We start from the raw sequence: 15,870 nt of genomic DNA, 5'->3' as shown, positions 1-15,870 counted from the left end.
AAAAAAGTCCCTACTGAGCGCTCAGTAGGGACGATGTTTATCGCGGTACCACCCTAGTTGTAGACTTATTTCGTCTACCTCTCTTCTTCTTTAACGATCGTTTGACCGTCTTTCCCTCCAAAAGTTGGCGGGAAAGATGCTCCAAGGCTGTAATTCATGCTTACCTTTGTACTGATTCACACCGGCCATCAGCTCTCTTTAACAGTGAGATAAGCACTACTGTTTCCTCTTCAGCGCATATATGATATGGAATTAAGATAATTTATTTTTGAAACCTTTTAACTCATCCATGAATCTATGGAATTCTGGAATATCCATTTGTTGTGCAGAGTCTGATAATGCAACTGCTGGGTCTGGATGAACTTCAGCCATTACTGCATCCGCTCCAATTGCTAATGCCGCTTTCGCTGTTGGTAATAATAAATCTCTACGTCCAGTTGAATGCGTTACGTCAACGATAACTGGTAAATGTGTTTCTTTCTTTAAAATCGGTACTGCTGAAATATCTAATGTGTTACGTGTCGCTCTTTCGTATGTGCGAATACCGCGCTCACATAGAATAATTTGGTCGTTACCTTGCGCAATAATGTATTCCGCTGCATTGATGAACTCATCAATTGTTGCTGCTAAACCACGTTTTAATAATACTGGCTTGTTAACTTTACCTACAGCTCGTAGTAAATCGAAGTTTTGCATGTTACGTGCGCCAACTTGAATTACATCAACGTATTCTAATGCCATTTCCACATCGTTTGGATTTAAAATTTCACTAATAATCGCTAAGTCGAACTCATCTGCTACTTGGCGTAAAATTTGTAAACCTTCTTCTCCTAAGCCTTGGAAATCGTATGGAGATGTTCTCGGTTTGAAAGCACCACCGCGCATTAATTTTAAACCTTGGTCTTTCATCGCTTGCCCTACTTGGCGAACTTGCTCTAAGCTTTCTACCGCACAAGGTCCCATAATGAACGTTTGTGTTCCGTTTCCAATCAATTCGCCTTTCACATTAACGATTGTATTTTCTTTTTTCTTTTTACGTGATACTAGTAACGCTTTACGGTTATCATCTTCTTGTAATTCTAAGCTTGCTTTGAAAATCGTTTTGAAAATATGTTGAACCGTTGACGTTTCGAATGGTCCTTCGTTATGCTCTGCGATCATATCCAGTACTTCACGCTCACGTACTGGATCAAAACGTTTCGTACCTTGTACTTGTTTTTGCTCCCCGATTTTTTGAACGATTTCACCGCGTTTGTTTAATAGGTGTAATAGTTGTAAGTTAATTTCATCTACCTGTTTACGTAATTGATCTAATTCGTGATTTGCCATTTGGAAATCCTCCTCTAATGTTTTAAAAGTATAGTAAGAGAATGAAAAATTCTCTATTTTCTGAACTGGTTAATTATACAAATTTAAAGTGGAATCGATACCTCTTCTTATTTTAAACTAATAATTACCATAAAGACACTAACTACTAGTTAATAAGGCACTTTTTTTGTACAAAAAAGCCCTACTGATTCAATCAGTAGGGACGATATTTATCGCGGTACCACCCTAGTTGTAGACTTCTTTCGTCTACCTCTCTTCATTGTTAACGATCAATGTGACCGTCTTTCCCTTCATAAAGATACATATCTTTACTACGAAAAAGATGCTCCAGGACTGTAATTCGCTCTTGTTTTTGTACTGGTTCGCACCAACCACCAGCTCTCTGTTACAGGGAAACAACAACTACTGCTTTTCCTTTCAACGCATGACTATTTTATTTTCAAGTTGGACCACTAAAATACAAAAAGTCCCTACTGAATAAATCAGTAGGGACGATATTTATCGCGGTACCACCCTAGTTGTAGACTAACTTTCCGTCTACCTCTCTTCACTGTTAACGATCAATTGACCGCTTTTTCTTCATAAAGACAATACTATCTTTACTATGAAAAAGATGCTCCAAGACTGTAATTCATGATTATCCCTGTACTGGTTCACACCAACCACCAGCTCTCTGTTACAGTAAGACTAACCACTACTGTGATCTCTTCATTGCACTTTGTTTATTCAAATGTTTTTGAAATTGAATAAGTATGATTCGTATTATAGAACGCTTTTCAAAACACTGTCAACAACTTTTTATTTATTTTTTAAAATTCCGTTTTCGCCCTATGATTCCTCTTGTAAATTCTCCATAACAATTCCGATACGTATTATTTCATTTTCAAGTAAATGTAAAACACATTCCTCTACTTCATATTGGATTAACAATTCTTTTATTTGTATTATTTCATTTTCAAGTAAATCGGCTTCCTGACATGTTTGCAGTAAAATAAAAAACACGTTTGCAAACATTTCTTTATGCGCTTTCATACTCTCTTTCTTATCAAGCATTTCGATAAATAACTGTTTCATTTCCTCCCCCGTACATTTTCCACTTACACCCGAAAATGTACGAGACATAATACATAATCCTTTTTCTAAAATTTCATCCATGTATAAAATAATGCGTAAAAGCATTACATATTCTCTCGTTTTTATCTCACCCATTTTTGGTCGTTCTCGTAAAAATATACTGAGCCAAGCTGTCCAAAATTTTTGTTGTTCTTTTACACTTAACGTTTTGACGTAATAGCATAAATACTGCATGAACTTAATTTTATTTTCTTCATTTTCTTGTATGAGTAAAGGATATAACCAATCTGTTTTTTGCTCCCAATACAGTACACATTTAATAAATACAAAGCTTAGCCACTTCAAAAAAGCTTCCCTCGTATGCGGATGTAATACTTCCAAATGTTCTACCGCATACTTAATAAATCGCTTCATCTCTGTAAATAAAGGTAAATTTATTTGCGTGTAACATAAGCCCGCCCACGCATATTTCGTAATTTCATTTTCCTTCTTTAAATCTAAGTATGGTAACATATATTTTCGGCACCATTGCTTCTCAATATGATATAAAAATGTAATATCTGCTATTAAACGAGCAAACATAAGGTTTGTCCGTTCTGAACTAACTCTTACTTGTTCTTCAAACAAAAATAAATATTCATACACATTACGATCGTATAAATGATCATATGATAACAGTTTTAATAATACAGCTGTCATTTTCCCGACAGGATGCTGAATCGATTCATTGTAAAAGTCTTGTTTTCCAAGCTTAAAATCTGTATCGCTTTTCATAACTTGAGGAAATACTGAAAAAGCAAATCGTTTTACAACCCGTATACTATTCTCCTCTAACTCTTCTAATCGATTACTAATTTCATATAGAAAACTACTAATTAACCAATGAAAGGCAGTATTTCTAACAAATTTCTGCAATAGCGGAATAATTTTTGGGATTTGCTCATTTGTCAGTCCCCGGTTATTTCGCCACTCTCTTATACAAACGAACCATACTTCATTACTTATTTCATGCACACCTACTAATTGGTATGCAAATGAAATACTCCATTCTGTATTCAATTTACATGCTTTCGATAACATCTCTAGAAAATGGCGTTGTTCAAAAACACCGTCTTGAGAAAATTGACGAACTTGCTTCATAATTTCATCGTCTTTCAGTTGTAATAATCCATCAGCAGTTACATTACAAGTAATGCTTTGTTCTGTAGTCTCTTTCTTTTGTACACTGTATCGATCAGAATTGAAGTGAGGATGTTTTTGCTTCATTAACTCATACCCTTTTGCTGTAGCTGGACTATTCGAATCACAAGTGAATAATACATCTAAGACTAAACAAACATCAAATGCCCTCTCCTCTGCAAGGTGCTTCATTACAGTTTGAATGACTTCTTCCTTTGTTTTTTCTAAAGAATGTGCGTAATGATTTTTTAAAAGTTGAAAAACTTCGTGTTTATATGTGACATCTAAAAGAAATCCTTCCTGTAACAACCATTTCATTTTGTCATCTACGCTAACAAATATATTTTTATTCATCGCATCAATTGCAATTCGCTTTTGAAGTACACTATTTGCTTCTATCATTTCTGTAATATAATAATTCCCTTTTTTCTCATTGTTTTCACATAAATAGGTTAGACACTCTTTTACAATTTGAATTAAAAATGCAAGGTCATTTTGATGAAACTCTTTCTCTACATTTTCCTTATCTCTTTTTTTCAGTGCTGTTTGTCTTAATGACAATATTCGCATCTTCTCTAATCCCATCATCATAATTGGAACAGCGTAATAAGAGATATGCGGTCTCATCTTCTCATTCCAAATTTGCTCCACATGAGAAAAGGTAGACACTGGTAAACGACTCGATTCCTCGAGTTCAATTGATTCTTGCGTATCATTTCCCCACTTTCTTTCACGCTTCAACTTAAGTTTTCCGTCCAAAATAAACGTGAGTAACAATAAAGCAATTTCTTTATGCTCAGGAAAAGAACATTTTTGAAGTAAGTAAGAAATTTTTTCTATAGATCTACTATCTTTTTCAGCTGTTTCTAATAAAAGAAGTGTCCACCTTGCAAACAACAACGGGTCCATCTTGATCTTCGTTTCGTTTAAGTAGCTACAAATCGTTTTCCATAATAATGGAGATATTTTAGAATGATTTTTAAAAATCAATTGAAATAATTCTTTCTGATGGCTAAAAAGAAATTGTTCTACTAACCATTCTGCAAGTAACTCATCTACTTCATCATAGTTTGGCGTAAGTAAAAATAAATTTTGTAATTTCCCTTCTGCTTCAAGCCATTCGACCCATTCATAATCACGGGCAAATTCAACGAAGTACCGAACAGTTTCAATTTTTTTTATTGACTGTTTTATATAGGATAATTGCTCCTGCTCTACTGATGGAGGTACGGTTACAATATCACGAATACGCATTCTTTTTGTAATATAATTATCACCCATTAATTCCGCCCAACGTTTCACCGCTTTGACAAGGGACTGATGATTATTTGCTTTATTCGGATACACAATCGGCCTTATCCCTAAATGTTCCCAGTGGTACGTATTTTCCCCTTGTGCGACAAATGCATAACGCCTTGTACTTGGTGGTAAACCAGTTGCTAAATATTTCATTACTGGGTCATTATGGCTATATCCAACGAATAAAACGGTGTAATTTGAGAATAAATCAACTAAAAATCTTCTCGCCCATCCTTCCGTTAAGTAAGCCCTTCCAAAATCACCATCTGTTAAAATTAAAGCTTCTTTTTCCTGTTCTATATTGCCATGTATGTAAGCCAGCCCTTTAAACGCTCTACCTGTAGGTAAAGCAGGTGCGTAATAAACGTTTAATTCTCTATTCATTTCTTTCATCACAGTTGTAAAATGTCGATCAAAGTTTGTCGTTACAATGCGGACTTCTGTATCTAAAGGAAACAACCTCGGAATTGCATAATGAAGCGGATTTGGTTTTGACTTTTCTATATGAACTAGATCTCTTGCAACTTGATGCACATCTTTCGTTTTCGCAATTTTACCGAGATAATAATCGTGGGGTTCTGTCATCTCACGCCTTTCGACATATAAAGCTTTCGAAATTTCATCAACTAAATCATCGAAATTCGGTAAGTTTGATTTCCCCTTCATAGAAACTCCTGCTCCAACGAATAATACTAACTTCCCTTGTTCAAGGTGATCGATTAACTCATCTGGAATTTCTACTTCTGAAGTAATCCACATCCCGGATTCCCCCTTACCTAAAAATGTCATACGCTCTCATTTTACTATAACATTTTTTAATTGTTTTTTTAATATTTAGATAAAATTTCGACGTGATAAAGTTTTACCTAAATTAAACCGTTCCAATGTATGAACTCCTGGATTTATTGTAAAACTATGTATAAATGGGAGGTGTAAATATTGAGTGATATTACTGTAATACTTATCAAATTTATATCATGCATCATCGCTTTTAGTATCGGACTAGCTCTATTTTTCCCAGCAACGCTCGTCCAAATCATTTCTTTTAGTCTCTTCGTCACAATCGTTTCTTATATGTTTGTTGATAAAATTATTTTAAATCGAATTGGCAATTCCGCTGCCATTATGACGGATTTCTTACTTACGTATTTAAGCGTTTGGATTTTCGGTAATATTTTATTAGACAACTACATGCAAATTGCATGGGGCAGTATCCTTTCTGCCATCGTCTTTACATTATCAGAAGTAATCGTCCATCGTTTTTCTAATGCCCACACAAGGCACAACAATGATAATATTCGTGTTAATCGCCGCTTGGCATATGGTACTGAGTTTGCTGAAGAACAAAACATATTAGATAAAGATAAGAAAAAGTAAAAGAAAGGACGCCATTCTATAATGACGTCCTTTCCTATATTAAGCTTCTACTTTTAAATCTTTTAATGCAATAACATCCGCAAATGCTCCAAACACTACGTTATGATGCTTCACAATATCTTCAGCACGTAATACATCTGTATCAAACGTACTATGCGCATCACTTACTAATGTTACTTTATATCCTTCACTAAACGCTCTACGCGTTGTTGTATCAACACAATACTCGGTTTGCATTCCTGAAATAATAACATGCTCAATGCCTTTTTCTTGTAAAACTTCGTTCAAGTTCGTCTTATTGAATGAATCTGGCGTTGTCTTTTCAACGATACTATCACCCTCTTGCGGAGCAATCGCCGCATGTACTTTCCAACCATCCGTCCCTTTTTCTAATGGATGATCCTTAGGCCCGTTATGTTGGACATAAATAACCGGAATACTATTCGAACGACATTCCCCAATAAGCTCTTGTAATGTTTCTAATAACTTTTCCCCATTATGTACTGGCATTCCTGCTGTATACATACCCGCTTGCACATCAATTACTATTAATGCTTTTTTCATTTCACACAGCTCCCTTTGTTTGTATAAGCCCCCTGCATATTCATTATAATTGTTTATATTCCACCATCCAACAATCTTCTAAATTCCCTTCGTGAAGTTCATGTTTCTTTAATATTTTTACCTTTTTAAAGCCGCACTTTTCATAACAACTTATCGCACGTTCATTATTTACTCTAGGATCCATCGCTATTGCTTCAACTTTAAGTTCATCTATAATATATGTAATTGCAGCTTGCACAAGATTTGTTCCAATTCCTTTTCCCCAATATGTCGCTTCACCGATGAATTGGTCCATCCCCCATACTTGTTGCGTTTCTTTATACCCATATAACGCTTTCCATTCAGAATCCACCGGGTACATTTGTATGTAACCAATAGGTATTTCATCGAACTCTACTAAACATCTTTTTTCAAGACTGTTTGGATTATGTATAAAATGATCAAGTACCTTTTCTACAGATTGCGGATTATCTCTTCCTTCGTAATATTGTAAAACTTCTGGGTCTGTTAACCATTTTGAAATGATAGGTGCATCTTCTTCTATTACATATCTAACTAATAATTGTCCCTTTTGGAATAACATAGGTCACCTCCTTATTAGTTACTCTTATAATAACTTTTCTATATGTGGACATTAAACTTTTAAAATTGCTTCTACTCGCATAATCCCCAAATAAAAAATTATTCTGTTCAACTCAAACTGATTATCATAAACTATTACTTAACAAACTAAAAGAATGTTTCCCATAATGATGTTCTTATGTAACAAAATCTAAAAAACTAAAACAATTTGGAGATGAGACTTTGAAATCAACATTAATCATTCTTCGAGGAAACTCCGCAAGTGGCAAAACAACAATCGCAAAAGAACTGCAAGAGCATTTCGGTCAGGGAACACTTCTAGTCTCACAAGACGTTGTGCGTAGAGATATGCTAAAAGTGCACGACACAATGGGTAACTTATCTCATGATTTACTATTTGAAATTACGAAGTACGGAAAAGGAAAATGCGAATTTGTTATTTTAGAAGGTATACTAAACAATCGTAGATATGGAGATATGCTGAAAGAATTAATACATTATTTTGACGGCAACGCGTATACATATTACTTCGATTTATCGCTTGAAGAAACGATTAGACGGCATAATACGAGAGAAAAACGACATGAATTTGGAGAGGATTCATTAAGTAAATGGTATAATCCGAACGATACAATTGAGGTCGGTAGCGAGACTGTCTTTACAGATGATTTCACGCAAAAGGACATATTTCATGCGATTCTTAATGATGTGACGCATAAAAAATAAGACTACCTCATTATGTCAGTCTTATTTTTTATGTTCCTTGAATTTCAGTTTTCATAACCGAACAAACTTTACATAAGTAATAATATATATTCATTTCCCCGAACTGAAAATCAACTACTGAAATAAGTTCCCGTTCCTCAAGATCTTGTGTAATTGTAGCAACATATTTCATCTCTTTCGAACAAGTTGGACATCCTAAATCTTCTGGAACATCATCGTATAGGGGCGCTCCTAACAATCTACATACATATTCCGAACCGAATAAGTCAAAAGCTTCCCAGTAACTATCTTCATCAGTAGGTATATCTTCATTTTTCATATTCGTTAGCTTTACATTAGTTTTTGGAAGATTGACCGGTAGCTTATCCTCATCTTCCATAATCCACTCTTCCGTATTGTCTTGCTTTATTATTTGTACCGTTTTACCCCCATTACTTAATTGAAAATATTGAGGCTCCCACACCATCGCACAATTCAAGCAAGAGACGAATGGTAAAACATTCATTTCATCATTTTTAAGTTCAGCAGGCCTCTCATCTTTCAAATCTAAACTAAAGATTTGATGCATTTTCTCACCGCATAACTTACATAGTGGTAATTCACAATCTTGACCACCGAAATAATGATTATATGAATCTTTCCCTTCCATTACTCTATACCCTTTCATTTGATTGCAATGTGTGCCATATAATTCCATTGTCATATTTAATCCTTGCTTCATTTAAATCAATAAATTCTTATCCTTTAACCTTTATAACATAATTACACTTCAAATTTTAAATACCAATAAATCGCAACTTCATCATTTTGCTCATTTATCCCTTTATAAACAAGAAAATCAAACCCACCAATTAAAAATCCACATTTTTCATAAAACTTACATGCTGCCACATTATTATTTTGCGTTTCAAGCATAATGCCCGGCATATTACCGTCTTTTGCCCACTGCTTTGCTTGTTCTATTAACCTTCTACCAATTCCGAGTTCTCGACATTCTTTATCCACTTTTATATCTTCTATGTATGCATAGCGATTCCAATTCTTTTTCAATATCATAACTCCTACGATCTGGTTATGTAAGAGCGCAATGTAGATTATTTGATTAGGATTATTTATATATTCATTGTACGCTAGCTCTTCATCGTCATCATACTTATCTTCTAAATAACTTTTTTCATAGCCAGGTACTTTTTCGACTGTATATTCTATTTTGTTATTTATTTTTGAAACAGAAAGAACTAACCGGGTATTCACTGTAAAACTATCATCAATTGCAGGTAAATAGTCTAAATCATTTATTTCTAATTTTCTAATCAAAAGACCCATCATTTTCTCCTTAAAATAAACGTTTCATATCTTTCTTCTTTATACTAAATAGTTGTCGCAATTCCTGCTAGAAATAAACTTACGATCGCTAAAAAAGGCGTACCCACTACAGCCCCTCTTAAATGAAACTGGTAATCTTTATATCCCTGCATCCCTTCTGTACTAGGAATAACTACAAACCGCGGAGTAATCCAGCAAAATATAAGCCAATCAATTATAAGTAAATCTACTAAATTGAAAATCATTAAAATGCCAAAAGTATGTAAATAAGCCTCAATATACAATAATTTTTCATGGTGATGTAGTATATATGTAGAAACAAAAGGTGTACCGAAGAGAATAATATTATATATAAGTCCGAAATAAATCGTTTGCCTTTTTTCATTTATCGATTTTGGAAAAACTATTTTTTGAATATCTTTCGGATAATCATTTAACCAAAGACGGGGATTATAATATAAAGACCCTAATATCATAATAGACAGTATAAAAGACATGGAAATACCGACAATCAGCATTTGTTCAATTTGCCCCACAAATTAGCCCCTCCTTATTTACAATTGGTATGTACTTAATTCACTTAATTAGACATTGTATGCATGATACAACCTAAAAATTAACAAATATTTTTATTAAAACTTTTTCGTTATTACTTGATTTTCCCTAACGTCCATGCTTATTTCTTGCAATATGGTTGCAGATTTAATAAAGTGAACATCTAATTAGTGTTGTTCACCTTCGCTAATTATTACAGAGTAAATATTTTTAAATTTACATAAAGATAGGATTGGTGAAACGAATGAAAATCGAACATATCGCAATTTGGGTAAATGATTTAGAATTAATGCGCATTTTTTATACGAAGTATTTCAACGGCAAAGCAAACTCTTTATATCATAATGAAGCAAAACAATTTGAATCTTATTTTATTACGTTCGAATCTGGAGCGCGCCTTGAAATTATGCGTAAGAAAGGTATAGAGAACGAGCCTAATCTTAATATAACTGGCTATGCACATATGGCTTTCTCTGTTGGAAGTGAAGAACGTGTAAATGAACTGACAAAAACGTTAAAAGAAGCAGGCTATTCTTTATTAAATGGACCACGTTTCACTGGAGATGGCTATTACGAAAGTGTAATAAGCGATCCAGAAGGCAATCAAATAGAAATCACTATTTAGTTATCTTTTATCTTTTCTGAAGAACAAATGAAGATTAGTTTGGAGGAATACTATGCATAAGCTACATTTCAAAAAATTTGAAGCAACAGATTTCGATCAATACTTTCAGCTCGTATCAAATGAAAAAGTGATGGCACAAATTACAGAGCGTGCAATTCCGTTAGACGAAGCGCAAAACGACTATAAAAAACTGTTAACGCGCAATGAAAAACATAAATTATTCGGCTCCTACAAAGTGTATGATTCTATTACAAATGAATTTATCGGTCTTGGACATGTAACAGCAAATGAGGATGCTACAAACGAAGCTGAACTTGGTTATATGATATTGCCGGAGCACTGGGGAAAAAGATACGGTAGCGGGATTGCAGCAGAATTAATGGATATAGCGAAGCAAACAGATGTAAACGTACTAAAAGCAATTATCGATCCAAACAATATCCCCTCTCGAAAAATTTTAATAAACGTTGGTTTTACATCAGAGAAAGTTTGTGAAATTGATGGATTGCCTGGGGAGATTTTAAGTAAATATATTTAACTATATAAAAAGGCGATGCTACCACTCACAAAAGGCGTTTACGTTAATACACCCGACCTCTCTATTAAAGATTGGCCAGATGCTTACTACAGGCTATAACTTTGACCGGTTAATGGAAGTAAAGGCTAAATATGATCCGAAAAATGTTTTCAACTTCCCGCAAAGTATTCCGCCTTTTTATAGTCCAAAATGAAAGTTATCGTTTATATTTCTTTTGCATGATAGTGATTTGGTTTCGTACCTCCCCATCACCTTACATAAAGCAAGTGAACACGAAAGCCGGTGGAATATTCCAGTTTATTTTCTTCACCTCAATATTTGCAAAAAAAGACCGGAAAAATTGGTGTTTAAAACGTGTATATTGGAAAGTAATAAATTTCCCATCTTCCCCTAATACTTCTTTTGTTACCTGTAATATCTTTGTAGAAGTATCAAGGGATAAACTGGTAAATGGCAATCCTGAAATAATATAATCCACTTGGGTAATTTTATATTGCTGAATATACTTTTCCGTATATTCGGCAGAGTCATGAATAATGTACACATTTTCCATGTGTGAGTATCGCTCTTGAAGTATACTGTAAAACTGTGCGTTATTCTCAATGATTAGCAATACTGTTTCATTATGTTTATGTTGAATGAGCTGTTCCGTAAACACTCCAGTTCCTGGTCCATATTCAATAATGCATTTTGCTTGTTCAAAATTTATAGGGGCTACCATTTGTTTTGCAAGTTGCTTAGAACTTGACAATACTGCTCCTACAGTTCTTGGGTGCTTTATATATTCACTTAAAAAATGTAGTACATGCATAGTCTTCTTCCTCTTTCCTTGTAGGATACAAGGTATACTCTACTAAAAAAATATTAGAATACGATGAGAAATACATAAGATATTCTTAATGTCCCCCTAAATACAAAAGAAACTTAACCAACAAGTCACACATGCTTTAACATGGAGAAACAAGTATAATAGCGCCACATGCTTGTTATTATGACGTTCTTGGCATGCGAGTCATGCTTGTAGAGACTCCATGTCAAACTAATATCGCTCTGTACTTTTATTTTGCAGAAAACGACCAACTTAGGATATCAAATGAAGAGTGTCAATTTTGCTGTATTTTCTATGTCGCGAACAAAGAAAATATATACTTTTTTAACTGTATTTGTTAAATGAAAAAGACACTTTAGAAATTTCTTTTTTCATCCTCTTTTAATGATTTTTTCATCCAAATTTCATCTGAATCTCATTCTTATTAGTTACACTCTGTATATAAATTGGCGTTGGCCATAAAAAACTAGTAAGGAGGAATCCTACATGAAATATTATGAGAAGGATCAGGATAATATTAGAGAAAATCCATCCATTTCTGATGAAGTCGCTTCCGTTTCATCACGAGGCTGGCAGATGCTGAACAAGGTTCCAGAAGTCACGATTTTCTTCTGGATTATCAAAATCATGGCAACTACTGTGGGCGAGACAGGCGCAGACTTCTTAAATACAAACCTGAACTTTGGCTTGACCAAAACGACTTTTGTTATGAGTGCTCTCTTGTTCATCACACTGTTCTTCCAGTTCAGGTTGAAGAAGTATGTTCCAGGGATTTACTAGTTCACTGTCTTGCTGATTAGTGTTGTCGGCACGCTAGTCACCGACAATCTTACGGACAACTTCGGGGTCGCTTTAGAGACGACCACCATCGTTTTCACCCTCGCGCTACTGGCGACTTTTGCCGCTTGGTACGCGAGTGAGAAGACATTGTCCATTCACTCTATTTACACGACAAAGCGAGAAGCATTCTACTGGTTGGCTATCCTATTCACCTTCGCCTTAGGTACTGCAGCTGGTGATCTCGTAGCAGAGAGTCTCAACTTAGGTTACTGGATTTCAGCACTCATATTCGCCGCATTAATTGGGGCTGTAACCGTCGCTTACTACCGCTTCAAGCTAAATGCAGTGTTGGCCTTTTGGATCGCTTATATTTTAACTCGTCCTTTCGGTGCCTCTTTTGGCGATTATCTATCACAGCCTCACGATTCTGGTGGTCTTGGTCTCGGTACAGTGGGAACAAGCGTAATCTTCCTCACAATAATCTTGAGCTTAGTTATTTATTTGACCAAGACGAAAAAAGACGCGAGCCCGAGCCTTAATTAATATATATTTTGTCTAAACCTTAAAATAGGTGACATGATTTCCTAATCGTTATTACAAAATTTCAACCAAAAGAAAATTAAAAGGCAATACTACTTTAAACTAACAGTAGTATTGCCTTTATATAAAATAAATCATTATTCCCTTATTTCGTCTACTATACTATGAATTAAAGAAATTAGAGCTTGTTTTGTTCCCTCATCTGTAACTTTTGCATCATCACTAAATTTAGTGCGTACAGACGGGATTAATAACGAGCCATTTTGAACGACAACTGTATCTAACATGCCTAGTGTAAGTAACAAAGATTCATGGGCTTTATCCCCTCCCGCAATTGACGGTGAAGCTGTTATGATAGCCACTGGTTTTTTATATAGTTCCGCTGATGAAACAAGCCATTCTAACGCATTTTTTAAAACTCCTGGTATACCTTTTGCATACTCTGGCGTACAAATAATAAGTGCATGTGCTTCACTTAATGTCTTTCGAAATTCTTCAACAACAATAGGAGCTCCAACTCGATCTACATCCGGATTAAAATGAGGAAGTTCCTCTATTCCCTTATAAATAGTGTAATCTATACCTTCTGGAATAAATGCTGCTAAAGTTTTTAATACATTTGTATTAGATGACCCTTCCCTAATACTGCCTGAAATCGCTATAACCTTTTTGTATTTGCTCATATGATCGCCCCCTACGAACATCATACTTATACGACCATAGAAAAATCAAAAATATTGAATCATTTATCAAATGTACATCTATTAAATTTGTTTACATAATAATATTATGTTTTTAAAATCCAAACATTATTACCGTTATTACTTTCATCGCTTTGCATTTAGTCTCTACATACCATGCACTATTCCACCACCGAAAGTAAAACTTTCTCAAGGTCTTTTTTAGACAACATACTATCGTTTACATACACTTGATATGCATTTCTTCCTTCTTTTGCTGGCACAACTATTTTCATAGCCCGTACATTTGACTCTTTATACTCACCGAATGTAATGTCATATCCGTTTAATTTATATGTTACAATGTCTTTATAAAAATTTGGTCCTTTTTCAGTTGCTTTATCAAATGGTTCTTCAATAAAATAATCTTTTTTATCATCTTCAAGTATTTCTAATTGATGAATTGTAAATCCTAATTCCGCATTCGATGTAGATGGCTTTTTTTTCACATTACGATCTTCATATCTCATCGTAATTAGAGGGATTGGTTTTCCAACCGTTGCATTTGCTTTTGCTTCTTCAAATACTAGTTGATACCCAGAAGGAATATATGTAGGACGCTTTATTGGAAAACCAATTATTTGTTCGGCTTGTTCATATGTATATGTAAAATGTTGATCTAATCTTTCTTCATATTTGTTTAACTCTTCCATTACCTCACTATCTCTTTTCTCTTCATCAGCATTTAGACGGTCTGTAGCTGTATATTTTCTTTCCTCATTCTCTACGACACTAACTTTCTTATAAAAATGATATGTTTCTTGTAATAACTCTACATATTTTTCAAAGTCCTCTGTTGCAAATAGTTTTTGAGCGACTTCTATCCTTTCCATTAATCCTATATAACCGTCCTCTGACATCCCCATATCTTTTCTCGCTTCTTCTGGTGTACCTACAATCTTATCAATTATTGTTGTACCCGCAAAAGTACCAGTTGGTATAAGAACAGCCGCAGCTACAAAGCCAAGTAATAACTTTTTCTTCATAGAAGTTTTCCCTTTCTTTTTCATTTGTTGGTATTTATGAAAAGAGGTTTGTACTTTATCTTCTAGATTAGGTGTGGGTTCGAGTGTCTTTGCTTTTCTTTTCAATTCATCCGTTATATATTTTTCAAAATCCATTTACTTCTCCCTCCCTTACGGCTGGCATATGCTCCATTTCTGTTCTTAATCGTTTTAGTGCTATATGTAATCGAGATTTCACTGTACCAATAGGGATTTGAAGAAGTGCAGCAATTTCATCCAAGCTATATTCATGGAAGTAACGCATAATAACAACTTCACGATGCTTATAAGATAATTTTTGTACAACTTCCACTATTTCACTTCGTGTTTCTTTATGTAAAATACCTTCATCCATTATGTAAGACCGATCTTGTTCATACATTTTCTTCTTTTCAAAGATTCGAAATCGCCGCCACGATTTACGACGCCAATCCTGTACTTGCTTGACAACTAGTCCATGTAACCAAAAACGAAATGAACGGTTCATATCATAATTCGTTACAGACTTCCACATTTTGATATATACCTCATTAACTATATCGTCTACATCTTGGTGTTGATTCCCTAATAAAAATACTACTGTTCTATAAATATCTTTACTTGTTAATTCATAAATAACTTGAAAGGCTTCTTTGTCCCCAGACTCCATTTTATACAGCCATTCTTTTAATTCTACTTCATCCAAAATTACGTTCCCCTCTCATGATCCTTCACACTATATTCGTCCGTTTCTCACAAAAAGTTCATTTTACATAAAAATTTATTTATTACAATAAAAATATAATATATATTTTACAGAAAGG

The 15,870-nt window shown here is 34.3% G+C and carries 15 protein-coding genes, 2 pseudogenes and 3 other annotated features; of the genes and pseudogenes, 6 read left to right on the top strand and 11 right to left on the bottom strand.

From position 1 onward, the window contains the following. Positions 1–23: 23 nt before the first annotated feature. Positions 24–243, bottom strand: a binding site (T-box leader). A gap of 9 nt (positions 244–252) precedes the next feature. Both MR071_RS03490 and MR071_RS03485 read right to left on the bottom strand, forming a co-directional pair. Then, on the bottom strand, positions 253–1,329 hold the full coding sequence (locus MR071_RS03490; protein WP_242234952.1) for a bifunctional 3-deoxy-7-phosphoheptulonate synthase/chorismate mutase: 1,077 nt from the start codon (positions 1,327–1,329) through the stop codon (positions 253–255). A 195-nt stretch (positions 1,330–1,524) separates the two neighbouring features. Beyond that, positions 1,525–1,759 (bottom strand) — a binding site (T-box leader). Between the two features lie 54 nt (positions 1,760–1,813). Beyond that, positions 1,814–2,050 (bottom strand) — a binding site (T-box leader). 107 nt (positions 2,051–2,157) lie between these two features. Further along, entirely contained in the window at positions 2,158–5,640 is a 3,483-nt protein-coding gene (locus MR071_RS03485) for a DUF4020 domain-containing protein (protein WP_242234950.1), read from the bottom strand. 180 nt (positions 5,641–5,820) lie between these two features. Between MR071_RS03485 and MR071_RS03480 the strand changes: the two genes are divergently transcribed. Next, positions 5,821–6,258: a YndM family protein gene (locus tag MR071_RS03480; RefSeq protein ID WP_242234948.1), complete on the top strand. Its 438-nt coding sequence runs from the start codon at positions 5,821–5,823 to the stop codon at positions 6,256–6,258. A 39-nt stretch (positions 6,259–6,297) separates the two neighbouring features. On the opposite strand, the gene MR071_RS03475 is transcribed toward MR071_RS03480, so the two are convergent. After that, positions 6,298–6,822 carry a cysteine hydrolase family protein gene (locus MR071_RS03475; protein WP_242234945.1) on the bottom strand — a complete coding sequence of 175 codons (525 nt, stop codon included), beginning with the start codon at positions 6,820–6,822 and terminating at the stop codon, positions 6,298–6,300. Positions 6,823–6,865: 43 nt separating this feature from the next. After that, positions 6,866–7,405 (bottom strand): GNAT family N-acetyltransferase, encoded by a 540-nt coding sequence (locus MR071_RS03470; protein WP_242234943.1) that lies wholly within the window; start codon positions 7,403–7,405, stop codon positions 6,866–6,868. A 221-nt stretch (positions 7,406–7,626) separates the two neighbouring features. Between MR071_RS03470 and MR071_RS03465 the strand changes: the two genes are divergently transcribed. Next, the gene (locus MR071_RS03465; RefSeq protein ID WP_242234942.1) at positions 7,627–8,130 is read left to right on the top strand and encodes a kinase; all 504 of its coding nucleotides are present in this window, start codon (positions 7,627–7,629) and stop codon (positions 8,128–8,130) included. Positions 8,131–8,158: 28 nt separating this feature from the next. Here MR071_RS03465 and MR071_RS03460 read toward each other — a convergent pair whose 3' ends face one another. The 3 genes from MR071_RS03460 to MR071_RS03450 are packed head-to-tail and all read right to left on the bottom strand — an operon-like array spanning position 8,159 to position 9,992. After that, on the bottom strand, positions 8,159–8,833 hold the full coding sequence (locus MR071_RS03460; protein ID WP_242234940.1) for a hypothetical protein: 675 nt from the start codon (positions 8,831–8,833) through the stop codon (positions 8,159–8,161). A gap of 59 nt (positions 8,834–8,892) precedes the next feature. Then, complete coding sequence (satA, locus tag MR071_RS03455) at positions 8,893–9,456, bottom strand: streptothricin N-acetyltransferase SatA (protein ID WP_242234938.1); 564 nt, start codon at positions 9,454–9,456, stop codon at positions 8,893–8,895. 44 nt (positions 9,457–9,500) lie between these two features. Then, positions 9,501–9,992 carry a nitroreductase gene (locus MR071_RS03450; RefSeq protein ID WP_105585047.1) on the bottom strand — a complete coding sequence of 164 codons (492 nt, stop codon included), beginning with the start codon at positions 9,990–9,992 and terminating at the stop codon, positions 9,501–9,503. 263 nt (positions 9,993–10,255) lie between these two features. On the opposite strand from MR071_RS03450, the gene MR071_RS03445 reads away from it, so the two are divergent. The 3 genes and pseudogenes from MR071_RS03445 to MR071_RS03435 all read left to right on the top strand — a co-directional run. Further along, the gene (locus tag MR071_RS03445; RefSeq protein ID WP_242234936.1) at positions 10,256–10,636 is read left to right on the top strand and encodes a VOC family protein; all 381 of its coding nucleotides are present in this window, start codon (positions 10,256–10,258) and stop codon (positions 10,634–10,636) included. 52 nt (positions 10,637–10,688) lie between these two features. Further along, entirely contained in the window at positions 10,689–11,174 is a 486-nt protein-coding gene (locus MR071_RS03440) for a GNAT family N-acetyltransferase (RefSeq protein ID WP_242234934.1), read from the top strand. Between the two features lie 3 nt (positions 11,175–11,177). Then, a pseudogene (locus MR071_RS03435) lies at positions 11,178–11,367 on the top strand (BBE domain-containing protein); the annotation flags it as partial. 60 nt (positions 11,368–11,427) lie between these two features. Here the strand turns inward: MR071_RS03435 and MR071_RS03430 are convergent. Further along, positions 11,428–11,985, bottom strand: coding sequence for a class I SAM-dependent methyltransferase (locus MR071_RS03430; RefSeq protein ID WP_242234932.1), 558 nt, complete (start codon positions 11,983–11,985; stop codon positions 11,428–11,430). A gap of 504 nt (positions 11,986–12,489) precedes the next feature. Between MR071_RS03430 and MR071_RS03425 the strand changes: the two are divergent. Then, positions 12,490–13,326, top strand: a pseudogene (locus MR071_RS03425) (COG4705 family protein). 134 nt (positions 13,327–13,460) lie between these two features. Here the strand turns inward: MR071_RS03425 and MR071_RS03420 are convergent. The 3 genes from MR071_RS03420 to MR071_RS03410 all read right to left on the bottom strand — a co-directional run bounded on the left by MR071_RS03420 (position 13,461) and on the right by MR071_RS03410 (position 15,752). Further along, entirely contained in the window at positions 13,461–14,006 is a 546-nt protein-coding gene (locus tag MR071_RS03420; protein ID WP_242234929.1) for an NADPH-dependent FMN reductase, read from the bottom strand. 179 nt (positions 14,007–14,185) lie between these two features. Beyond that, the gene (locus MR071_RS03415; RefSeq protein WP_242234927.1) at positions 14,186–15,184 is read right to left on the bottom strand and encodes a hypothetical protein; all 999 of its coding nucleotides are present in this window, start codon (positions 15,182–15,184) and stop codon (positions 14,186–14,188) included. After that, a complete protein-coding gene (locus tag MR071_RS03410) occupies positions 15,174–15,752 on the bottom strand; it encodes a sigma-70 family RNA polymerase sigma factor (RefSeq protein ID WP_105585054.1) in 579 nt (192 codons plus the stop codon). Before MR071_RS03410 ends, MR071_RS03415 begins: the two co-directional genes overlap by 11 nt. Positions 15,753–15,870: the final 118 nt, after the last annotated feature.

The organism is Bacillus cereus group sp. BfR-BA-01316 (genome assembly GCF_022664195.1).
GTDB lineage: Bacteria > Bacillota > Bacilli > Bacillales > Bacillaceae_G > Bacillus_A.
Note: the sequence above shows the minus strand (reverse complement) of the source record. Positions and strands in the feature narration are given on the sequence as shown.